Source organism: Bradyrhizobium roseum, from assembly GCF_030413175.1.
GTDB classification, from domain to species: domain Bacteria; phylum Pseudomonadota; class Alphaproteobacteria; order Rhizobiales; family Xanthobacteraceae; genus Bradyrhizobium; species Bradyrhizobium roseum.
In genome coordinates this window covers 6,710,375-6,732,108 of the sequence record NZ_CP129212.1, presented here as the reverse complement: position 1 = coordinate 6,732,108, position 21,734 = coordinate 6,710,375, and the positions used below count along the sequence as shown (strand labels likewise).

The following is a 21,734-nucleotide window of genomic DNA, read 5'->3' as shown; positions in this document are numbered from 1 at the left end:
GGTTCTTCATGGCGGTTTACACCGACGTCGCCGCCGAAGACCTCGCGGAATTCCTCAAAGGCTACGACATCGGCGAGTTGCTCTCCTACAAGGGCATCGCCGAAGGCGTCGAGAACTCAAATTTTCTGCTGCACACGAGCAAGGGCTCATACATCCTCACGCTCTATGAAAAGCGCGTGGCGGTGGACGACCTGCCGTATTTCCTGTCGCTGATGGCGCATCTGGCCGAGCGCGGCGTGCGTTGCCCGCAGCCGGCGCGCAATCGCAAGGGCGAGGTCTACAGCGAACTGGCCGGGCGGCCTGCGGCGATCATCAACTTCCTCGAAGGTGTGTGGCCACGGCGGCCTAACGTCATGCATTGCGCCGGCGTCGGCGAGGCGCTGGCGAAAATGCATCTGGCGGGGCGCGATTTTCCGCTTGTCCGCAAGAACACGCTGTCGGTCGAGGGCTGGCGGCCGTTGTTCGATCTCGCCGCGCCCCGGGCCGACGGCGTCGCGCCCGGCCTGCACGATTTCATCGCGAATGAACTCGATTATCTCGAAGCGCACTGGCCGAAGGATCTGCCGCCCGGCGTCATCCATGCCGACCTGTTTCCCGACAACGTTTTCTTCCTCGGCGACAAATTATCAGGGCTGATCGATTTCCCGTTTTCCTGCAACGACATGCTGGCCTACGACGTCGCGATCTGCCTGAACGCGTGGTGTTTCGAGCCCGATCATTCCTTCAACGTCACCAAGGCGCGCGCGCTGCTCAACGCCTACGGCCGCGCGCGGCCATTGTCGGATGCCGAACAGGAGGCGCTGCCACTGCTGGCGCGCGGCTCCGCACTTCGTTTCCTGCTGACGCGGCTGGTCGATTTCCTCAACGTGCCGCCGGGTGCGCTGGTGAAGCCGAAGGACCCGCTGGAATACGTCCGCAAGCTGCGCTTCCACCAGAGCGTCGCCAGCGTGCGCGATTACGGTCTGACCCAGCCGGGATGCGTCGCTTGAGCGAACTGCCTCACGTCACGGTCTTCACCGACGGCGCCTGCTCGGGCAATCCCGGCCCCGGCGGCTGGGGCGCCATCCTGCGGTTCGGCGAAAAAGAGAAAGAGCTGAAGGGCGGCGAGGCGCATACCACCAACAACCGGATGGAGCTGATGGCTGCGATCTCGGCGCTGGAGGCGCTGAAGAAGCCGTGCGTGGTCGACCTCACCACCGACAGCCAGTATGTGCGCCAGGGCATCACCGCCTGGATTCACGGCTGGAAGAAGAACGGCTGGCGGACATCCGACAAGAAGCCGGTCAAGAACGTCGAACTATGGCAGCGGCTCGATGCCGCGCTGAAACCGCACCAGGTGCGCTGGCACTGGATCAAGGGCCACGCCGGCCACGCCGAAAACGAACGCGCCGACCAACTGGCACGCGAGGGCGTGGCGATGGCGAGATTGAAGACGTAGGTCTTCCCCTCTCCCCTTGTGGGAGAGGGTGGATCGAATGAGCGCAGCTCATTCGAGACGGGTGAGGGGTTCTCTCCGCGAGCAATTCTCTCACTTTAGAATTCGCGGAGAAACCCTCATCCGGCGCTTCGCGCCACCTTCTCCCACAAGGGGAGAAGGAAGAAAATATCGCGCGAGGCTGCGCTTATATGCTTACAGCTGCCCCAGCAGCGTATCGCCGCCGGAGACCTCGACCTTGCCCGGCGCCGGCTCGAGGTTGAGCTTCTTGACGACGCCGTCTTCCACCAGCATCGAATAGCGCTTGGAGCGGATGCCGAGGCCGTTGCCGGAGGCGTCGAGCTCCATGCCGATCGCCTTGGTGAAGTCGGCATTGCCGTCGGCGAGGAAAACCGCCTCATCGCGCTGGTCGGTGTCGCGCTTCCAGGCGTTCATGACGAAGGCGTCGTTGACCGAGACGATGGCGATGGTGTTCACGCCCTTGTCCTTGATGGCGTAAGCGTTGAGGAAGATGCTCGGCAGGTGCATCTTGTGGCAGGTGCCGGTATAGGCGCCGGGCACCGCGAACAGCGCCACCTTCTTGCCCTTGAAAATGTCGTCGGTGGTTTTGACCTGCGGGCCTTCCGCGGTCATGACGCGAAACTTGGCTTCCGGTAGCGTATCGCCAACTTGGATTGTCATCGTCAATTCTCCCTCAATGATCAGCTAGTTTCTTAGACCGGGCAGGTGACCGGCACAATATTCGCGGGGGCTGAAACGGCAACGAATGCGCCTGTTCACGCCCGCGTCATCAGGGCGAAAAGCCCCCTTCGTCCAGGAAGGCCTGCTCGTCCGGCGTGGTCGCGCGGCCCAGCAGGCGGTTGCGATGAGGAAAACGGCCGAAGCGGCGGATGATGTCGGCGTGGTGCTCGGCCCATTTGAGGTTTTCGGCATGGCCGGCCGCACGCGACAGCTCGACGCAGCGCAGCTGGTCGGCGAGATGCTCCGAATGCATGAACGGCAGATAGAGGAATTCACGCAACACTGGATCGATCCGCGCGTCCACGCCATGCTCAATGGCGCGGCCTGCCACTTCGCGCGCGAGGGCATCGCTCGCATACGTCCGCGCATCGCCGCGGAACAGGTTGCGGGGAAACTGGTCGAGCACGATGACGAGCGCCAGAGCACCGTCATCGCTCGCTTCCCACGAGGCCAATTCGCCGGCTGCCGCGCGCTGCCAGAGGCCGAGAAAGCGCAAGCACACCTCGGCGTCGAAGGCGTCGTCACGCCGGTACCAGCGATCGGCGCCGGCGTCGCGCCAGAACGCCAGGATGGCGGCCGGCGTGACCGAATCGTCAATCATTAACGAGAGCGCCCCTTCGGCTTCAGGCTGCGGCCTTCTTCTCGTCGCGAAGTTCGCGGCGCAGGATCTTGCCGACATTGGTCTTGGGCAGTTCCGTCCTGAACTCGATCTGCTTGGGGACCTTGTAGGCGGTGAGTTGCGTGCCGCAATATTTGATGACGTCGTCGGCCGTCAGGCTCGGGTCCTTCCGCACGATGAAGGCCTTCACCGCTTCGCCCGACTTGGCGTCCTGCACGCCGATCACCGCGCATTCCAGCACACCCGCATGGCTCGCGATCACTTCCTCGATCTCGTTGGGATAGACGTTGAAGCCCGAGACCAGGATCATGTCCTTCTTGCGGTCGACGATCTTGGTGTAGCCCTGTTCGTCCATCACGCCGATGTCGCCGGTGCGGAAGAAGCCGTCCGCGGTCATCACGTTCGCGGTCTCCTCCGGCCGGTTCCAGTAGCCGGACATCACCTGCGGGCCCTTGGCGCAGATTTCGCCGGGCTGGCCGAGCGGCACTTCCTTGCCGTCGTCGTCGCGGATCGAGATATAGGTCGACGGCACCGGAATGCCGATCGAGCCGGAGAACTTGTCGGTGTCGGCGGGGTTGCAGGTGAGCGTCGGCGAGGTCTCGGACAGGCCATAGCCTTCCGACAGCGCGCAGCCGGTGACCGCAAGCCATTTCTCCGCGACGGACTTCTGCGTCGCCATGCCGCCGCCGAACGAGGTCTTCAGCTTGGAGAAGTCGACCTTGTCGAAGCCGGGCGAATTCAACAGGCCATTGTAGAGCGTGTTGACCGCCGGGAAGCTGTTGACCTGGTATTTCATCAGTTCCTTGATGAAGCCCTGCATGTCGCGCGGGTTCGGGATCAGCAGGTTGACGCCGCCGGCCCGCATCGCCAGCAGGAAGCACGCTGTCAGCGCGAAGATGTGATAGAGCGGCAGCGCGCAGACAATGAAGAGTTGCTCGACATGCGGTGGCTTCTTCAGCGCCGGCTGCAGCCAGGCGTCGTTCTGCAGCACGTTGGCCAGAATGTTCCTGTGCAGCAGCGTCGCGCCCTTGGAGACGCCGGTGGTGCCGCCGGTATATTGCAGGAAGGCGACGTCATCGAGCGTCAGTTTGGGCTTGTTGAGCTTGAGGCTGCGGCCGGCGGCGAGCGCGTCGTTGAACGTAACCGCGCCCGGGATAGACCAGGCCGGCACCATCTTCTTCACCTTGCGGACGACGAGGTTGACGATCACGCCCTTGAAGCCGAGCAGGTCGCCCATGCTGCCAACGATCACGTGCTTGACCGCGGTTTTTGCGATGACCTGCTGAACGGTCGCGGCGAAATTCTCGAGGACGACGATCGCTTCCGCGCCGGAATCCTTGAGCTGGTGCTCGAGCTCGCGCGGGGTGTAGAGCGGATTGACGTTCACCACCGCATAGCCGGCGCGCAGCACGGCAGCGGTCGAAACCGGGTATTGCAGCACGTTCGGCATCATCAGCGCGACGCGGGCGCCTTTTGGCAGGCCCTTGCTCTGCAGATAGGCGCCGAGCGCGGCCGACATCTGGTCGAGATCGCGGTAGCTGATCGATTTATCCATGCAGATGAACGCCTTGCGGTCGGCGAACTTCGCAAAGCTTTCTTCCAGCAACTCGACCAGCGACGAGTATTGGGTGACGTCGATATCGGCGGGCACGCCGGCCGGATATTGCTTGAGCCAGATCCGCTCCATGGTAGTTCCCCTCTGGTTCCGAACCCGGCTCTGATGTGGAGCAGATCCGTGCTCTATTCTTGTTTTGAGTGTCCCTGTTTTCTGGCCGGGCACGCCTTGTTTTGGGGCAGTATTGTGAATGCTGATGCCGATGGCAAGCGGCTGTGCGCTAACGACGCATTGCAGCGAACTGGAATCGTTCGGGCGAACGGCAGGAAAACTGCCTAATTGCGCGGCGTCTTGGCCCGTTAACCAGCCGGCTTGTTTTCGCCCTTCGGCTTGGCGGCAGCGTTCGGCTTGGCCGGCTTCGGCGCAGGCTTGTCCGCGGCGGTGGGCTTGGCGGCCGGCTTCTTGTCGGCCGAGGCGGCCGGCTTGGCGGCGGCCTCGGGTCTGGCGCTTGCATGCCTGATCGCGGCCGGCTTGGCGCCGGCTTCAGCCTTGGACTTCGCAGCATCAGGCTTCTTCGCCGCGATCTTCGATTTCTTGCCGCGCCTGGACGTCTGCTTCTCGGCCTCCGCCGCCACGGCGGCGATCAGCGCCGTGCCGGTCTTGGTCGGGCCGGTATAGACCGGAATGGGCTCGGACGGCAGCGGCGCCGCGGCGATCAGGTCTGACGGCTTGCCCGCCGGCGGCTGTAAACCGGCGGTGAAGAACGTCACCGCGGTTTCGCCGGTCGAGGCGTTGCCGTTAGCGGCGACGACATCGGCGTCCTCGTCGGTTGCCGGCCGCTTGCGCTTACCGTTGCACATCTCGTCGCGCAGGTTCGGCGGCGTCGCATCGATCGGGGCCAGACTGTCGACGGTACCAAGCTCAGGCTTCAACCAGCTGAGCCCGCTGCCGCCGAAACCGCGATCCAGTATCTGCGCCGCGCGCACCGCGCGCGCGTGGCCGGAGGTTGAACCAAGCACGACCGCGATCAGCCGCTTGCCGTTGCGCGTCGCCGAGGCGACCAGATTGTAGCCGGAGGCGCAGATGAAGCCGGTCTTGAAGCCGTCGGCGCCCGGATAGCGTCCGATCAGTTTGTTGAAATTCTGCGTCACCCTGCGTCCGTAGCGGATCGAGGGAATGTGCATCAAATATTCGTATTCCGGCAGATCGCGAATCACGGCGCGGGCGAGAATTGCGAGATCGCGCGCGGAGGTGATCTGCCCGTCCGCCGGCAGACCGTTGGGATTGACATAGCTCGTCTGCGTCATGCCGAGCTTTTGCGCGGTCTGGTTCATCATCGCCGAGAAACCGTCGACCGATCCGCCGACCCCTTCGGCAAGCACGACGGCCATGTCGTTGGCCGACTTCACCATCATCATCTTGAGCGCGTTGTCGATGGTGACCTGGGTGCCCGGAGGGAAGCCCATCTTGGACGGCGATTGCGAGGCGGCGACGGGCGACACCGTCAGCAGCGTGTCGAGCGTCATCCGGCCTTCCTTGACGGCCTTCAGCGTGACGTACGCCGTCATGATCTTGGTCACGGAGGCGGGGTACCAGGGCATGGTGGCGTTGTCGGCCTGCAGCACCTTGCCGGTGTCGGCTTCGACGACCAGCAGCGCCTCGGCAAGCGCGGCGCGCGGCGCCACGACGGCAAGCGCCGTCATGAGGAAGATCCAGTTCAACGTATGGCGAGGCAGCAGGCGAAGAAGATGCACTGTTCCGTTCCGGTCCTTTGAGACCCGCCTTGAAAAAGGAGGTCCTTGTAGATCTGACGTTCGGGTTTCAAGCGTGTCCGGCGCCGTCGCTTTGCGGCAGCGCAAACCTATACCGCCTTGGTGGGCCAGAACAGGGGCTGGGCGATTAAATCGTGGACGAAATCATCGCAGATTCGGCAATGCCGATACCGTGATTGCGCTCACGCCGGCTTATTTGGCCTCGATCGCGGCGCGCGCATCTTCATGCACCATGAACTGGGCCTTTGCGAGTTCCGCAAAGCGTCCGCCCTTGGCGACGAGTTCATCGAACGTTCCGCTTTCGATCACGCGCCCATTGTCGAACATCAGGATACGGGTGGCGTTGCGGATGGTGGAAAGGCGGTGCGCGATCACGAAAGTGGTGCGGCCCTTCATCACCTCGTCGAGCGCGGCGTTGACCTTGGCCTCGGTGACCGCGTCGAGCGCGCTGGTCGCTTCGTCGAGGATCAGGATCGGCGGGTCCTTCAGCAGGGCGCGCGCGATCGACAGTCGCTGTCGCTCGCCGCCGGACAGCATGCGGCCGCGTTCGCCGGCATGGGTCTCGAATTGCTTGTCGCTGCGCTCGATGAACTCCAGCGCCTGCGCGCGGCTGGCCGCAACGCGCATTTCCTCGTCGGTGGCATCAGGCTTGCCGACGCGCAGATTGTCGGCGAGCGAACGGTTGAACAGCAGCGCTTCCTGGAACACCACGCCGATGTTCCGCCGCAGCGCCGTCAGCTTCAGGCCGCGAATGTCCATGCCGTCGATCTTGATGATGCCGGATTGCGGGTCGAAGGCGCGGTGCAACAGCGCGATCGCCGTCGATTTGCCAGCGCCGGTGGGGCCGACCAGCGCGATGGTCTGGCCGGGCAGCGCGGTAAAAGTGACGTCCTCGACTGCGGGCCGCTTGCCGTCATAGGAGAACGACACGTCGTTGAACTCGACGAGGCCGGACAGCCGTCCGGTGTCCATGGCGTTGGGCCGGTCGCGCACCGCCGGCACCGCATCCAGTACGTCGAAGAATTCCTGCAGGCGCGGCGCTTCCATGAACACGTTGTTGATGAAGCTCACCACCTGCTCGAGCTTCTGGATCAACATGGTCGCAAAACTCACGAACATCACGATTTCGCCGACCGTGGTCTCTCCCCGGCCATGGAGATAGATGCCGACGCTGAAGATCGCGAGCACGGTGATGGTGGTGGAGGCGCGGGTGATGACGGTGACCAGCGCCCACCATCCCAATACCGGCATCTGCACGGCGAGCAGCTTGTCGGCGACGAAGCGCAGGCCCTGAACCTCGGCGTCGATTCGCACAAAGCTCTGCACCAGCGCGACATTGCCGAGCGCGTCGGAGGCGCGTGCGGAGAGGTCGCTGTAATGCGCCTCGACCTCGCTCTGCATGCCGTAGGTCTTGCGCACCACCAGCGTGGTCAGGACGGTGAATACCACGCACAGCACGAACAGCAGCACCGCCAGCCGCCAGTTGATGTAGAATGCCAGCGGCAGCAGCACCACCAGCGAGAGGATCGCGGCGAAATGTTCGCGGAAGAATCCGAGCCAGAGCCGCCACAGCGCGTCGGTGCCGTTCAGCATCACCTTCATCAGCCGCCCGGAATGGGTGCCGGTGTGGAAGGTCAGCGGCAGCTGCATGATGTGTTCGAAATAATCGGTCAACACCGCCTGGCGCTGGCGGTGCGCCAGCCGGTCGGCATGGAGCGCGACCATCGCGCTGCAGGCGATGGTGAACAGGCCGAACGCCACCCAGGCTGCCAGCAGCGGCCACGCCGAACTGGCGGCCAGCGGGCCGGCCTGCGGCTTGCCGGAGAGCACGTCGACGATCTTGCCGAACAGCACGGGCTCGGCGAATTGCGCGCCGGCCAGCAGCAAATTGGCGACGGCGAGAATCCAGCCCAGCCGCGCTTCCTTGCCGAGCAGTTGGAGAACGCGGGTGTAAAGGCGCAGCATGGACATTCGGAAGGACTCGAAAGCGGGCAGGGGCGTTGTCGGCGTGGACGCATTCTAGACAGGGATGCGATGGAGGGCCAGAGCGGGATCAATTTTGTTCCGGCTCGAGGTCGCGCTCGCTGACTCCCGCGTCTTAGCGGCTCATCAGTTGATCAAACGCCCGTTCAGCGGCGGCAAGAACTGGTCGTCGAAAATATCGGAGGCCTGCGGCCGCTTCTGAAACTTGAAGTCCTCTCCGACCTGGTCGATCGCGCGTTCGAAGCGTGCCGGATCGATCGCGCCGATGCCGTTGCGCTTCACCTCGCTGGTCAGGATGTTGTCGCGCAGAATGCTCCGCAGGCGCTCGAGTTCGAGATCTTTTGAGCCGCCGTCCATGCGGCTGGCGACTTCGGCCGCCGCGTTTGTCGGATCCTTGATGGTCAGATTGACGCCGCCGATCACGGCCCGCACGAATGCCTTCACCGCCTCCGGCTTGGCTGCCGCCAGCGCCGGGCTGACGATCATGGCGAAGCCATAGGCCTCGCAGCCAAAGTCGGCGAATTTCAGTACCGCCAGATCGTCTGCGGGCACGCCGCGATCCCTGAGATTGATCGCCGACAGATAGGAGAAGCCGGTCACGGCATCGATCTGGCCCGCGGACAGCATCGGCTCGCGCACCGCCGCGCTGATGCTGCTCTGCTTCACGCTCTTGAGCTTGATGCCATTCAAGTTGGCAACCGCCGGCCACAGCCGGGCCGACAGGTCGCCTTCGGCGACGCCGAGCGTTTTGCCCTCGATGTCGGTCAGCGCCAGCACGCCGCGGCTCTTGCGGGCGATGATGGAATAGGGCGCCTTGTTGAACAGCATGAACACGGCCTTGATCCGGGGGGCGCCCTTGTCCTTGTCGCGAAACCGTATCAAGGCGTTGATGTCCACGACCGCAAAATCGCTGGTGCCCGCCGCAACGCGCGCAATCGCGTCCTGCGAGCCGCTGGCGATGTTGATGGTGACCGCCAGCGCTTCGGCGCTGAACAGGCCTCCGGCTGCGGCCAACACGAACGGGGCGGCGGCGGCATCGATCGGACGATCGAGCGAAAACTGGATCGCGAGCGGCGGCCGTGGCTCGTCCGCCGCCAGCACGTCGCCCGTCATCAGGCCCGCAATCGCACACAGCCCGGCAAGGGAGGCCAAAAAGACCCTTGAGAGAACCCTGGGGAGAGCGCTCGGGCGGGAGTGGGTGGCATTGGTCCTGACAGCACGCATCGGGGTACATCAGCACGAGGTGGGACAAGTGCCGCATCGCCAACGGCATGAATCGCCCAAGGAATCCCCTGGAACGAGCCATTCTGCAGCATGTAACCTGAACAAGCGATGACTGCCACGATTTTGCCTGGGATCGTTCAGCTGCCGTTCGGATTGGGGAACCTAAGTAGGGCTGAGTGGTTAGCTAATCGAGGCCTGTCCTCAGGCCAGCTCCCACGGAGGATTTTTGAGATGTTTGCGCGAAAGGGTATGTTTTCATCGATTGGCCGCGCCAGCGCGGCGGCGACGGTTGTTGCGGTTGCGCTGACGACGGTCGCGCCGACCATGGCTTTTGCCGGCTCCGCGACCCCCGCCAAGGGCGTAGCTGCGACCGCAGGGACCAGCGATGCGACCGATATCAGCGCGCGCCGTCGGCACTACCGCCGCGGCGGCGGCGGTGCCGCGGCTGCGGCGGCCTTCGCCGGCATCGTCGGCACGGGCATTGCGATCGCGGCCACCCAGAACCGCCGCCACTATTATGACGATGGGTATTACGGCCGTCCGGCCTATTACGGCAGCCCGGCGCCCTATTATTACGGCGGCGGTCCCTATTACGGCCACGGGCACCACTATCGCGGCTGGTAAACGCGACCGCTAAAATCGCAACTGTTAAAGATGAATCCACCGGCCGCGGCGGCCGGTGGATTTTTCTGGTTGCGGGTCAGGTCGTTAACACGCTTGCCACGGCTTTGGACTAGATTGGAACAATGAGTGATTCGCTCGAACGGCTTTATCAGGCAGTGCTCGCGGCCCGTGATCTCGATCCGGCCACGTCGCGTACGGCCAGGCTTTTTCAGCGCGGTCCCTCCAGGATGGCCAAGAAGCTCGCCGAGGAAGCCATCGAAGTCGTGATCGACGCCGTCAACGGCAAAGCTGACGCAGTGGTCCGCGAGAGTGCCGACCTGCTCTATAATCTGACCGTGCTGTGGGCGTCCGCCGGTGTGAAGCCGGAGGATGTCTGGCGCGAAATGGATCGGCGCGAAGATCTGCTGGGGATCGCCGAGAAGCTGCCGAAGTCGGCGGTCAAGATGCCGAAGGCGCTTTCCGGTAAGGCAATTGCGGACGAGGCGGCAGCCGACAAGGTGCTGCCGAAGGAATTGGCAAAGTCGACAGCGGCGCCTGCGGCCAGGCGGCGAATTGTCGCGCTGGAAAACCGCTCCATACGCAAACGGCACTGATTCCTTCCGACTTCCGTTCTATTCCGGCATGGACAAATCCGCCGCATGATGGTTGATGCGGCCATGCTGAAACGGACCTACGACTGGTGCATCGACGCCGCTGACAAGCCCTACGCGCTCTGGATACTGGCGGCGATTGCCTTCGCGGAAAGCTCGTTCTTCCCGATTCCCCCCGATATCATGCTGCTGCCGATGTCGCTGGCGCGGCCGAAGAAGGCGTGGTGGTTCGCGACCGTGTGCACGATCGCGTCCGTCGCCGGCGGCGTGCTCGGTTACGCCATCGGCGCGCTGCTCTACGATTCGATCGGGCACTGGCTGATTACCCTCTACGGTCTCAGCGACAAGGTCGAAACCTTCCGCGCCTCCTACGCCGAATGGGGCGCGGTGATCATCCTGCTGAAGGGGCTGACGCCGATACCCTACAAGCTCGTGACCATCACCTCGGGCTTTGCGGGCTACAATATCTGGCTGTTCATCCTGTGCTCGATTGTGGCGCGGGGCGGGCGATTTTTCGTCGTCGCCGTTCTGCTCAACCGCTATGGCGACCTGATCCGCAGCGAACTGGAAAAGCGGCTCGGCCTGTGGGTCGCCATCGGAGGCATCGTGCTGGTGCTCGGCTTCGTCATCGCGTTCAAGCTGATCTAGACCGCTCACTAGCTGATCTAGATCGCTTACTAGCTGATCTAGATCGCTTACAAGCTGATCCGGATCGCGCTGATCCGACGCTTTGCCGGCCTCCCGGCTTCAGGCTAGGCTCGTGCAATGTTCAAATCATTCGGCACGCAACTTGCGATCGGCGGCCTCGTGGCGTCTCTGCTGGCGGTGGCTCCCGAAACCGCCAGGCCACAGGCCGCGCCGCCGCCTACGCTTGGTTTGCAGTCACCGGCTCCCGCGTCGACACCCGCTGAGCCACCGCCGGCAACGCGTGACGAGAATCCGGGCCTGATCAACGAAATCGGAAAACTGTTCGAAAAGTCAAAATCGCTGCTGCCGCCACTGAAGAGTCCGAGCGAGACCCTCGACGATCTCAACGCGCGCACCAAGGATGCCGGCCAGAGCCTCTCCAACATCGCAAAACCTTCGACCATGGTGAAAGGGCGCACGGCCTGTCTGGTGGCATCCAACGGTGCGCCCGACTGCAAGGCCGGCGCCGACCGGCTATGCCAGGGCAACGGCTTCAAGGAAGGCAAGAGCCTCGATACCGATGCGGCCGAGAAATGCTCGCCGAAAGTGTACATGCCGGGCTACAAGCGTCAGCCGGGCGATTGCAAGACCGAAAATTTCGTGACGCGGGCGCTGTGCCAGTAGCGAATTCTCGCTTCTTGAGCGGTCATGCCAAACGCAACTCCGCCAGCGTCAAAACGCAATATTTGACACTGGAAAGACTGCCTTGATGGTTGGTATGACGTCTGGCATCTCTAGAGCCGCCTCGCTCGCCTGAATAACCAAAGGATCGTCCTGCATGTCCATGCCCGCGCTGTTCAAGGGCCGCCTGTCGATACCCGTCATCGGGTCGCCGCTGTTCATCATTTCCGTGCCCGATCTGGTGATCGCCCAGTGCAAGGCCGGCGTGGTCGGATCGTTTCCGGCGCTGAACGCGCGCCCCGCAGCACTGCTCGACGAATGGCTGGCGCGGATTACCGAGGAACTGGCGGCGTATGACAAGGCGCATCCGGAGCGGCCATCGGCGCCGTTTGCAGTGAACCAGATCGTGCACAAGTCGAATAACCGGCTCGAGCAGGACATGGCGATGTGCGAGAAGTACAAGGTGCCGATGCTGATCACGTCGCTCGGCGCGCGCGAGGATCTCAACAAGGCGGCGCACGGGTGGGGCGGAATCGTCTTTCACGACGTGATCAACCAGAAATTCGCGCACAAGGCGATCGAGAAGGGCGCCGACGGGCTGATCCTGGTGGCGGCCGGCGCGGGCGGCCATGCCGGCACGATCTCGCCGCTCGCTTTCGTCGAGGAGACGCGCGCCTGGTTCGACGGACCGATCGCGCTGTCGGGCGCGATCGCCAACGGCCGCGCAATCCGCGCGGCGCGCATTCTCGGCGCCGACTTCGCCTATATCGGCTCGGCCTTCATCGCGACCGAGGAAGCCAACGCGGTCGAAGACTACAAGCAGATGATCACCGCCTCGTCGGCGGAAGACATCGTTTATTCGAACCTGTTCACCGGCGTGCACGGCAACTACCTCAAGCCGTCCATCGTCAAGGCCGGCCTCAATCCCGACGACCTGCCGACCTCCGATCCCTCCAAGATGAGCTTTGGCACCGATGCCTCCGGCGAGCGCAGCAAGCCGAAGGCATGGAAGGAAATCTGGGGCTCCGGCCAGGGCATCGGCGGCATCGGCAAGGTGTTGCCGGCGGCCGAACTGATCGCGCGGTTCAAGAAGGAATATGACGAGGCGGTCGACCCCGCACTGTAGGGCGGGCCGTCGTGAACGCGACGGAGGATCCATGGCGGCCGGACAGGATCTGAGCGCGCGTGTCGCGCTGGTGACGGGCGCTTCGCGCGGCATCGGTGCGGCAATCGCGCTGAGGCTGGCGGAATCAGGCGCCGCGGTCGCGGTCAATTACCGCGAACGCGCCGGGGATGCCGAGGCGGTCGTCGCCAAAATCAAGTCCGGCGGCGGTCGCGCCTTCGCCGTCGCCGCCGACGTTTCGCAGTCGGCGGCCGTGGCCGGTATGGTGGAACGGATAGCGCGCGAACTCGGGTCGATCGACATCCTCGTCAACAATGCCGGCATCGCGATCGTGCGTGGCGTCGACGATCTCACCGAAGACGATTTCGGCCGCACCATCATGGTCAATCTGAAATCGGCGTTCCTGTGCACACAGGCGGTACTGCCGGCGATGCGGGCGCGCCAATGGGGCCGCATTGTCAACATCACGTCGGGTGCCGCGCGCGGCGCCGGCGCCATCGGTCCGCATTACAACGCCTCCAAGGCCGGCATGGAGGGCCTTACCCGGGGCTATGCCGCACGGCTGGTCAAAGAGGGCATCACCGTCAACAACGTGGCGCCGTCGCTGATCGAGACCGACATGATGAAGGGCCGAACGGACCTGGCCCGCAACATTCCGCTCGGCCGCATGGGCCAGCCGGAGGAAGTGGCGCAGGCCGTCGCGATGGTGCTCGGCAACGCGTACATGACCGGCCAGACCATCATCCTCAACGGCGGCATGGCGTTCATTTGATGCCGGTCGCAAGCAGGCGCGAATAGCGCGCAGGGGGCTGCTGTGCGATCATCTCGACTTCGTCGGACAGACCGGGCAAGAACCTTTCTTCTCCACCCGACAGGACTCTCACCCAATGGAAGCGATCTTTCGTGTTGACGGCAACGACGTCGTCACCAGTCCCTATGCGGCGGGGCCGTGGGACCCGGGCATGCAGCACGGCTCGCCTCCGGCGTCGTTGGTCGTCTGGGCTGCGGAGCGGATCCCGACGGCGGTGCCGATGCGGGTCGCCCGGGTGACGGTCGACCTGATGCGCCCGGTGCCGGTGGCGCCGCTGACGATCGAGAGCGACGTGGTGCGTGAAGGACGGAAGATCCAGCTCTGCGCCGTCAGGCTGCTCGCGAAGGGTGTGGTAGTCGTCAGCGCGACGGTATTGAAGATCAGGGTGCAGGCCGAGGAGCTGCCGTCGGAAGCTGACATCGAGCAGGTCACGCTGCCGGGACCGGAACAGTCGCGTGTCGAGGATGTCGATTTCTCATCGAGTCCGTTCGTGACCGGAATGTCGCTGCGCGCCGCCCGCGGTCACTTCGGCCGGGTGGGACCGGGCGCGATCTGGTATCGCGTCGACCGGCCGATCGTGGAGGGCGCGCCGGTCTCGCAGTCGATGCGGACGATGGCGGCGGCGGATTTCTGCAACGGCACTTCGGCGGTGCTGGATTTCCGCCAATGGACCTTTCTCAACGCCGACCTGACCGTGAATTTCTCGCGTGAGCCGGCCGGCGACTGGATCCTGGTTGACGCCGAGACCTGGATCGGTCCCGACGGCGCGGGCCTCGCCATGGCGAGGCTCGCCGATTTCAGCGGCTATTTCGGCCGCGCCATCCAGACCCTGGTCATCGAGAAGCGCTGACCAGCCCGCGGTTATTCCAGGTCGACCGCCTGGAAACGGCCGCTCTCGTCGAGCGCCGTGCCCCAGATCTTTTTCGAGGCGGTGTGTTCGGAGCGGCCGAAATTGAGCGCCACGCCGAGGCCCAGATCGAGATTGCGGGTCGCCTCCAACGTATCGACCAGCTTTTCGGTATCGAGCTGCGGCCCGACGCGCTTCAGCGCGTCGATCAGGATGTTGGCTGCGATAAAGCCCTCCAGCGAGGCGTAGTCGGGGGCTTCGCCTGGAAAATGCTTCGCGAGCGCGTTCTTGTATTCGAGCACCGCGCTCGAATAGCCCGACACCGCCGGCACCACCTGGGTCACGAGCACGCCCGTCGTGTAGCGCGGTCCGAGCAGCTTCAGCTCGTCGGCGAGCGAGGAGCCGCCGACGCCCGAGATGCTGGTGAAGATCATCTCGGGATAGAGGGCGCGCGTCTTCTCGATGAATTTGGCGGCGGCCCGGTAGGAAGCGGACATGATGATCGCCCGGACCGGCACCTTTTGCACGCGCAACGTATTGACGGCCTCGTCGACCTCGATGGTGTTGCGCGGGTAGTTGAGGCGCAGGATGGCACTGTCGTTGAGGCCCATCGCGCGATAGGCCTTGGCCACGCCCGAGAACCCGGCATCCCCGAGGTCGTCGGTCTGGGCGAACACGGCGATCTGCCGGATCGGGATTTTGCGTAGTTTCACCAGATAGCGCACCGCCGCGTCGGCTTCCTCGGCGTAGCTCGGACGATAGTTGAACACATAGCGATCGGGCGGATCGCGGCGCACGACATTGCCGCCGGTATAGGCCCCGAAGAACAGCATCCGCCGTTCGAGCGCGAACGGCACCGCGACCGCCGCCGTTGCCGTGCCGATGCTGCCGATGAGGCCGAAGATCTGGTCCTTCTCGTAGAGCTGCCGCACGGCCAGCAGCGTGCGCGCCGGCTCGTTGCCGTCGTCGGCCGCAATGATCCGCAGCTTGCGTCCTGCGATGCCGCCGGCGTCGTTGACCTGGTTGAAGGCGGTCTCGATGCCGAGTTTCATCTGGCGGCCGCGTTCCCGCACCGGGCCGGTGAAGGCTGCGGTGATGCCGAACCGGATTTCGTTGTCCGATACGCCACGGACGGCCGTCACCGGATTTCCGAGGCCGGTCGCTGTGGGCAGCGTCGTCGTCGGCGCCGCGGCGAAGGCGGGCGGGGCGAGCGAGGGGATGGCGACGGCGGCGGCCGGAGGGGACGCCGGCGGAGCCAGCGACTGTTCGAGGTCGGCAAGCCGGCGTTCCGCCTGGATGCAATCCATCCTTCCCGTCGAAACGGCGTTCCGTCCATCCGCGACACTGCGATCGAACTGCTGCGCGAGGTCGGCGCGTTGGGCCTCGTTGCTGGCGGCATCGCGGATCACAGCCGCGAACTTTTCGATCACCGCCTGGACACGGGGACGCGTGACGTCCGGGCAGGCCAGCGCCGACCCGATCACCGGGCCGACACGGCCGGCGAGGTCTCGAACCAACTCTATCTTGTCGCCGGGAGCCGCTTGTGCGGCCGTGATGAAAAGGGAACTAACGAGAAGGGAAGTCCAACGCAGGTTTACCAAAATACGCACTACAAAACTCTCGAGTTTGAAGTTTACTGAAATTCCGGCACGCCGCATCGCGGGCGCTAAAATCGCCCTGACGATGCGACGGTGTCGGTGTTTTTTTGATCATTCGAGTTCGAGCGGTTGATAGCGCCCGTTCTCATCGAGCGCGGTGCCCCACACCTTGTTGGAGGCCTGGTGCTCGGACCGGCCGAACGAAAGCTGGGTGCCGAGACCGAGGTCGAGATTGCGCATGGTCTCCAGCGTGTCGATCAGCTTCTCCGTGTCGAGCTGCGGCCCGGCCCGCTTGATGCCTGCGATCAGGACGTTGGCGGCGACATAGCCCTCGAACGAAACGTAGTCGGCGGCTTCGCCCGGGAAATATTTGGCGAGCGCGTTCTTGTATTCGAGCACGGCTGACGAATAGCCCGACACCGCCGGGACCACCTGGGTCACGATGATGCCGTTGGTGTAGCGCGGCCCCAGCAGCTTCAGTTCTTCGGCAAGCGCTGTCGAACCGACGAACGAGACGTTGGAGTAGATCAGGCCGGGATAGGCGTCTTTGGTCTTCTCGATGAACCGTGCGGCCGCCCGGTAGGTCGCGACCATGACGATGGCCTTGATCGGCGGCTTCGCCAGCTTCAACTGGTTGACCGCTTCGTCGACGTCGACCGTGTTTCGCGCATAGTTGAGCCGCAGGATGGCGCTGTCGCTGACGCCCATCGTGCGGAACGCCTTGGCGACCCCGGCAAATCCGGCGTCGCCGTAGGAATCCTGCTGCGCGAAAACGGCGATCTGCCGCGGTTGCAGGCGGCGTATCTTGACGAGGTAGCGAACGACGGCGTCGGTCTCCTGAACGTAGCTGGCGCGATAGTTGAAGACGTAGCGGTCCGGCGGGTCGTTGCGCAGGATGTTTGCGCCGGTGAAGGCCCCGAAGAACAGCATCCGGCGTTCCAGCGCGTAAGGGATCGCGACCGCCGCAGTCGGGGTGCCGACATTGCCGACGATGCCGAACACCTGATCCTTCTCGTAGAGCTGCTTCATGGCCTCGACGGTACGCGTGGGCTCGTAGCCATCGTCGGCGGCGAACAGCTTCAGCATCCGGCCGTCGACGCCGCCCGCATCGTTGATCCGGTTGAAGGCGGTTTCGATGCCGAGCTTCATCTGGCGCCCGAGTTCGCGGGCCGAGCCGGAGAAGGGGGCCGCGATGCCGAAGCGGATTTCCTTTTCGCCGATGCCGCGGGGCAGCGGTCCGGTCGGGACGGGAGCGGTCGGCGCGGTCGCCGCGTTTGCGGCGGTCGCAGCCGCAGCCGGCGTCGTGCCGATGACGTTGGATAGGCTCGGTCCGGAGATCGAGCGTTCGAGGTCGGCCAGTTGCCGGTCGGCCCGGATGCAGTCCATCCTGCCCGAGGTTACGGCAGAGCGCCCTTCGGCCACGGTGCGATCGAACGTCTGGGTCAGGTCGGAGCGCTCCGCCTCGTTCGACGAGGCCTCACGGATCACCTGGGAGAACTTGTCGACGATGGTCTGGATGCGCGGACGTGCGATGTCGCGGCACGCCTGCGCCGAGCCGATCACGGGACCGACGCGGCTGGCAAGGTCGCGAACGATCGTAATGTCGCCGGCGGCTTGCGCGCTGGCGGCGAGGCCTAACATCATGGCCCCGACCAGCAGGGGAAGGCGGTGGGAGGTCATGGTAAATTCCTTTGAGAACGAGATCGCCGCACGTCGGTTCTCGGGCATGATCAGCCCTCCGTCGGATCAGGGGGTGGTGCGTTGTGGCGCGGCCGGATCCGGCTTCTCGCGCCACTGCATGAACTGCTGGAGCAACTGGTTCGACGGCTCGGACGCCGGCTGGGTACTCGCCGGCGTGGCCGGTGCGCTCGCCGGCGTGGCGGCGAGCAGGGCCTGGAATTCGTTGATGGCGGGCTTTTGCGCGCCGTCTCCGGGTTGCGGCAGCGCGTTCTTCACCGACTGTGCGAAGTTGGCGAATGCCGAGGCCTGGTCGCCTTCGCTCGGGCGCGAGCCCGGCCCGGCAACGACGAAGAACAGGGCGATCAGAGCCGCGACGCCGATCGCGGCGGCGGAACGCGCCGCGACGGTCCACCATGCCTTCTTCGACTCGACGGTGGGCTCGTGCATGAGTTCGGGATCGAGAGGATGACGCAGCGCATCGGATACCGCGCTTTCGAGCTGGGAATCGAACGAGGCCGCCGTGTACGGCACCTCAAGGCTCCCGCCGCGCGATGCCGACCTTTCCCGTAGCGAGCGCGGCGCGTAGTACAAGGGATCGCGGGGATTGAGATGATCCTGCTCGCTCACACTACTCATACGCTCACTCCTCACGACACTGGGCGGATTGACACTGGCCGGATTGGCACTCGGCGGACTGGCACTCGGCGGACTGGAATGGGTCGGATCGGCGCTCGGTGGATGAACCTGAGCATTGGCTTGAGCCGGAGCACTCGCAGGTGGCGACACGGCTACGGGGCATGCATCTGACAAAAGTTCCAGTTCGCGGAGGAGGTGCGCGGAGGAATCGTCCGCTCCCGCGTCGACAGGCTCGGTAGAAAGATTCAAATCAGGCTGTTGTGCGTCGTCTTTTTGCTCGACGCCCCCTGCCTGCGAGATCGAGTCTCGCGACCACACCTTCCCCACGGCTCCCACGGCCTCAATTCCCCTGCCGGCAATATCCGTCTGCCTGACGGAATGGGCTGCCAGACTTAAGCAAGTCCACCAGCGCACATAACTTTTTTGGAACCGCGCAAGGACTAATTTAGGTCGGAAACGTGACGAAAGTAAGTTGAGTTGGGCTTGGCTACAACTCACAAGACCCTTGTTTACAAGGCTTTGGTGAACGTGGGACCAAACGCGGCAGCCAGAATCGGCCACAAATACGCCGGATTCGGCTTCAATTTCGCAGTTTTCCGCGCGCGGGGCGGGTCAGCGCATTAATTACTCGTTAACCAAACTGGTCGATTCTTAACCTTTCAATAAGAAAGGCGAGTCGAACATCATGGACGTCCGAGCCGATCCCACGCGTCAACTGGTCCGGCTGCGCGGCCGTTCCTACGTCGCGTTCGTGTTCAGCCCCGTCGTGCCGATCGTCGAATGGCTCGCCGAGATTGACGCCACGCTGGCGCGCTCGCCAGGCTATTTCGTCGGCAAGCCGATCGTGCTCGACCTCGCCGCCGTCGACCTCTCCGGCGCCGCCATCGCCCATCTCGTCGGCAGCCTCAACGAGCGCAACATCCGCGTCCTCGGCATCGAGGGCGTCGAGGAAGAACGACTCGCGGCGAACATGCCGCCCCTGCTGACCGGCGGACGCGCCTGCGTCATCACGCGCAACGAACCGGCGCAAAAGGCCGAGCCCGAAGCCAAGCCGAAGCCGACGTCGCTGTTGCTCGACAGCCCGGTGCGGTCAGGCCAGTCGATCGTCTTCATGGAAGGCGACGTCACCGTGCTGGGGTCGGTCGGCTCCGGCGCGGAGATCGTCGCCGGCGGATCGATCCACATCTACGGCACGCTGCGCGGCCGCGCGATGGCGGGCGTCAACGGCAATTCCAGCGCACGTATCTACTGCCAGAGGATCGAGGCGGAACTGCTCGCGATCGATGGTTACTACCAGACTGCAGAAGAAATCGACGTCTCACTCCGTAACCGCCCGGCGCAAGCCAGGCTGGAGGGCGACACCATGAAAATTACACCGCTGAATTAACCGGTAAGGAGATCGCGTATGGCCAAGGTGCTTGTCGTTACTTCGGGCAAGGGAGGCGTTGGCAAGACAACCACGACGGCTGCGCTTGGCGCAGCGCTTGCCCAGAGCGGGCAAAATGTGGTGGTGGTCGATTTCGACGTCGGCTTACGCAACCTCGATCTGGTGATGGGCGCCGAACGCCGCGTCGTGTTCGATCTCATCAACGTGGTGCAGGGTGTCGCCAAGCTGCCGCAGGCCCTGATCCGCGACAAGCGGCTGGAAACTCTCTGGCTGCTGCCGGCCTCGCAGACCCGGGACAAGGATGCGCTGACCGATGAGGGCGTGGGCCGCGTCATCGACGAACTCAGGAGCCGGTTCGACTGGATCCTGTGCGACAGCCCCGCCGGCATCGAGCGCGGAGCCACGCTCGCCATGCGCTTTGCCGACGAGGCGATCATCGTCACCAATCCCGAGGTTTCCTCGGTGCGCGATTCCGACCGCATCATCGGCATGCTCGATTCGAAGACGGTGCGGGCCGAGCGCGGCGAGCGGGTGGAAAAGCACATCCTGATCACCCGGTACGATGCGGGGCGCGCCGCGCGGGGCGAGATGCTCAACATCGACGATATCCTCGAAATCCTCGCCACGCCGCTGCTCGGCATCATTCCCGAAAGCCAAGATGTTCTGAAGGCATCCAACGTCGGCACGCCGGTGACGCTCAACAATGCCGACAGCGCGCCGGCCCGTGCCTACACCGACGCCTCGCGCCGCCTGATGGGCGAGGAAGTCGCCATGGTCGTGCCGACCGAGCGCAAGGGCTTTATGGATCGGCTGCTGGGTCGGAGGGCTGCATGAGCATAAGGCTGCTGCGGCTGTTCGGCGGCCGCGAAGCGACCGCCCCCGTTGCGCGGGAGCGGCTGCAGATTCTGCTGTCGCACGAGCGCGGACTGCTCGGTCAGTCCGACCTGCTGGTCACATTGCGGGAGGAAATTCTCGCGGTGGTGTCGAAACACATCCAGCTCGACCCCGACAAGGTCATCGTCAAGCTCGACCGTGGCAAGACGGTCTCGACGCTCGAGGTCGATATCGAAGTGCCCAACAATTTCGACAAGAAGGTTTCCGAGCGGCGCATGGCCGGTTGACGCGGCGCATCGATAGACCATCGATCCGCCGGGGCTAGGATGCGAGGGCATTCGCATCCTAGCCTGGCCATGATATCGCCGCGACCCTCCCTCCCGATGACCGGTGGCTGCCAGTGCGGCGCGACCATTACAAGATCGCGTCGTCTCCGCTGCTGCTTTACACCCGCAACGGCACCGGTTGTCAGCACCAGACGGGCAGCGCATTCGCGCTGAACATGCGGTCCGGTTGAGGGATTTTCGCATCCTGCACGGCGAGCCGGCCGGCTGGCATCACACCTCGCCGAACGGCACGGCGGTGATCTTGCGGTTCGGCGGCACTTGCGGCACGCGGCTTTACGGCGAGCGCGACGGCCGGCCCGAAATCGTAAGCCTTCGCGCCGGCACGGTGGGCGATACGTCGTGGCTGGTGCCGGTCGCGCATTTCCCTAACGCAGCGCGCAGCCATGGGTGCAGCCGGCGCCCTGCGCGCAGTGTTTCGAGACTGAGCCCAATCGCTGGGGAAGCTTACTGCCCGGATGGCGAACTCGCCGGGCCGACGCGGCCGATGGAACGGCGCGCTGCCTTGGTGCCCCCCTCCCATCAGGTCAAGGCAGGTAGCTGTCAGCCACCTTCCATGCAGAAATGTTCCGGGTTCGTGGAACTGCTTGATACCGCTCGGAATTGATCTCGGTTTGGGAGGG

General features: G+C 64.2%; 22 protein-coding genes. 13 read left to right on the top strand and 9 right to left on the bottom strand.

Translation table 11 applies throughout. The features are described from left to right. Window positions 1-8: 8 nt before the first annotated feature. Together QUH67_RS31880 and rnhA are read left to right on the top strand one after the other, a co-directional pair. The gene (locus QUH67_RS31880; protein ID WP_300943672.1) at window positions 9-989 is read left to right on the top strand and encodes a homoserine kinase; all 981 of its coding nucleotides are present in this window, start codon (window positions 9-11) and stop codon (window positions 987-989) included. After that, the gene (rnhA, locus tag QUH67_RS31875) at window positions 977-1,438 is read left to right on the top strand and encodes a ribonuclease HI (RefSeq protein WP_300943670.1); all 462 of its coding nucleotides are present in this window, start codon (window positions 977-979) and stop codon (window positions 1,436-1,438) included. The genes QUH67_RS31880 and rnhA overlap by 13 nt, the downstream gene beginning before the upstream one ends. A gap of 192 nt (window positions 1,439-1,630) precedes the next feature. On the opposite strand, the gene QUH67_RS31870 is transcribed toward rnhA, so the two are convergent. From QUH67_RS31870 to QUH67_RS31845, 6 genes are all read right to left on the bottom strand, one after another. Continuing rightward, complete coding sequence (locus QUH67_RS31870) at window positions 1,631-2,116, bottom strand: peroxiredoxin (RefSeq protein WP_300943668.1); 486 nt, start codon at window positions 2,114-2,116, stop codon at window positions 1,631-1,633. A gap of 109 nt (window positions 2,117-2,225) precedes the next feature. Further along, window positions 2,226-2,777: a DUF924 family protein gene (locus QUH67_RS31865; protein WP_300948247.1), complete on the bottom strand. Its 552-nt coding sequence runs from the start codon at window positions 2,775-2,777 to the stop codon at window positions 2,226-2,228. A 22-nt stretch (window positions 2,778-2,799) separates the two neighbouring features. Next, the gene (locus QUH67_RS31860; protein WP_300943666.1) at window positions 2,800-4,482 is read right to left on the bottom strand and encodes a long-chain fatty acid--CoA ligase; all 1,683 of its coding nucleotides are present in this window, start codon (window positions 4,480-4,482) and stop codon (window positions 2,800-2,802) included. A gap of 227 nt (window positions 4,483-4,709) precedes the next feature. After that, entirely contained in the window at window positions 4,710-6,104 is a 1,395-nt protein-coding gene (locus tag QUH67_RS31855) for a serine hydrolase (protein ID WP_300943664.1), read from the bottom strand. Between the two features lie 210 nt (window positions 6,105-6,314). After that, on the bottom strand, window positions 6,315-8,093 hold the full coding sequence (locus tag QUH67_RS31850; protein WP_300943662.1) for a glucan ABC transporter ATP-binding protein/ permease: 1,779 nt from the start codon (window positions 8,091-8,093) through the stop codon (window positions 6,315-6,317). A 138-nt stretch (window positions 8,094-8,231) separates the two neighbouring features. Beyond that, the gene (locus QUH67_RS31845) at window positions 8,232-9,218 is read right to left on the bottom strand and encodes an ABC transporter substrate-binding protein (RefSeq protein WP_300948246.1); all 987 of its coding nucleotides are present in this window, start codon (window positions 9,216-9,218) and stop codon (window positions 8,232-8,234) included. 342 nt (window positions 9,219-9,560) lie between these two features. On the opposite strand from QUH67_RS31845, the gene QUH67_RS31840 reads away from it, so the two are divergent. The 7 genes from QUH67_RS31840 to QUH67_RS31810 all read left to right on the top strand — a co-directional run bounded on the left by QUH67_RS31840 (window position 9,561) and on the right by QUH67_RS31810 (window position 14,635). After that, window positions 9,561-9,953, top strand: a complete 393-nt coding sequence (locus QUH67_RS31840) for a hypothetical protein (protein WP_300943660.1) — start codon at window positions 9,561-9,563, stop codon at window positions 9,951-9,953. A 122-nt stretch (window positions 9,954-10,075) separates the two neighbouring features. Next, entirely contained in the window at window positions 10,076-10,546 is a 471-nt protein-coding gene (gene hisE, locus QUH67_RS31835; RefSeq protein ID WP_300943658.1) for a phosphoribosyl-ATP diphosphatase, read from the top strand. Window positions 10,547-10,609: 63 nt separating this feature from the next. After that, window positions 10,610-11,191: a YqaA family protein gene (locus QUH67_RS31830; RefSeq protein WP_300948245.1), complete on the top strand. Its 582-nt coding sequence runs from the start codon at window positions 10,610-10,612 to the stop codon at window positions 11,189-11,191. Window positions 11,192-11,308: 117 nt separating this feature from the next. Next, window positions 11,309-11,854, top strand: a complete 546-nt coding sequence (locus tag QUH67_RS31825) for a hypothetical protein (protein WP_300943656.1) — start codon at window positions 11,309-11,311, stop codon at window positions 11,852-11,854. 154 nt (window positions 11,855-12,008) lie between these two features. Continuing rightward, the gene (locus tag QUH67_RS31820; protein ID WP_300943654.1) at window positions 12,009-12,977 is read left to right on the top strand and encodes an NAD(P)H-dependent flavin oxidoreductase; all 969 of its coding nucleotides are present in this window, start codon (window positions 12,009-12,011) and stop codon (window positions 12,975-12,977) included. A 31-nt stretch (window positions 12,978-13,008) separates the two neighbouring features. Next, the gene (locus QUH67_RS31815) at window positions 13,009-13,746 is read left to right on the top strand and encodes an SDR family NAD(P)-dependent oxidoreductase (protein WP_300943652.1); all 738 of its coding nucleotides are present in this window, start codon (window positions 13,009-13,011) and stop codon (window positions 13,744-13,746) included. Window positions 13,747-13,861: 115 nt separating this feature from the next. Further along, window positions 13,862-14,635: a thioesterase family protein gene (locus QUH67_RS31810; RefSeq protein WP_300943650.1), complete on the top strand. Its 774-nt coding sequence runs from the start codon at window positions 13,862-13,864 to the stop codon at window positions 14,633-14,635. Window positions 14,636-14,646: 11 nt separating this feature from the next. Here the strand turns inward: QUH67_RS31810 and QUH67_RS31805 are convergent, their stop codons facing one another. From QUH67_RS31805 to QUH67_RS31795, 3 genes are all read right to left on the bottom strand, one after another. Beyond that, complete coding sequence (locus QUH67_RS31805) at window positions 14,647-16,290, bottom strand: ABC transporter substrate-binding protein (RefSeq protein ID WP_300943648.1); 1,644 nt, start codon at window positions 16,288-16,290, stop codon at window positions 14,647-14,649. A gap of 51 nt (window positions 16,291-16,341) precedes the next feature. Further along, window positions 16,342-17,871, bottom strand: a complete 1,530-nt coding sequence (locus QUH67_RS31800) for an ABC transporter substrate-binding protein (RefSeq protein ID WP_407080492.1) — start codon at window positions 17,869-17,871, stop codon at window positions 16,342-16,344. A gap of 105 nt (window positions 17,872-17,976) precedes the next feature. Continuing rightward, window positions 17,977-18,546 (bottom strand): hypothetical protein, encoded by a 570-nt coding sequence (locus QUH67_RS31795; RefSeq protein ID WP_300943646.1) that lies wholly within the window; start codon window positions 18,544-18,546, stop codon window positions 17,977-17,979. Between the two features lie 685 nt (window positions 18,547-19,231). Here QUH67_RS31795 and minC point away from each other — a divergent pair. The 4 genes from minC (at window position 19,232) to QUH67_RS35070 (ending at window position 21,718) form a co-directional block, all read left to right on the top strand. Further along, complete coding sequence (gene minC, locus QUH67_RS31790; RefSeq protein ID WP_300943645.1) at window positions 19,232-19,933, top strand: septum site-determining protein MinC; 702 nt, start codon at window positions 19,232-19,234, stop codon at window positions 19,931-19,933. 18 nt (window positions 19,934-19,951) lie between these two features. Then, window positions 19,952-20,767, top strand: a complete 816-nt coding sequence (gene minD, locus QUH67_RS31785) for a septum site-determining protein MinD (RefSeq protein WP_300943644.1) — start codon at window positions 19,952-19,954, stop codon at window positions 20,765-20,767. Next, the gene (gene minE, locus QUH67_RS31780) at window positions 20,764-21,054 is read left to right on the top strand and encodes a cell division topological specificity factor MinE (protein WP_300943643.1); all 291 of its coding nucleotides are present in this window, start codon (window positions 20,764-20,766) and stop codon (window positions 21,052-21,054) included. Before minD ends, minE begins: the two co-directional genes overlap by 4 nt. A gap of 103 nt (window positions 21,055-21,157) precedes the next feature. Further along, window positions 21,158-21,718 (top strand): GFA family protein, encoded by a 561-nt coding sequence (locus QUH67_RS35070; RefSeq protein ID WP_407080373.1) that lies wholly within the window; start codon window positions 21,158-21,160, stop codon window positions 21,716-21,718. Window positions 21,719-21,734 lie beyond the last annotated feature (16 nt).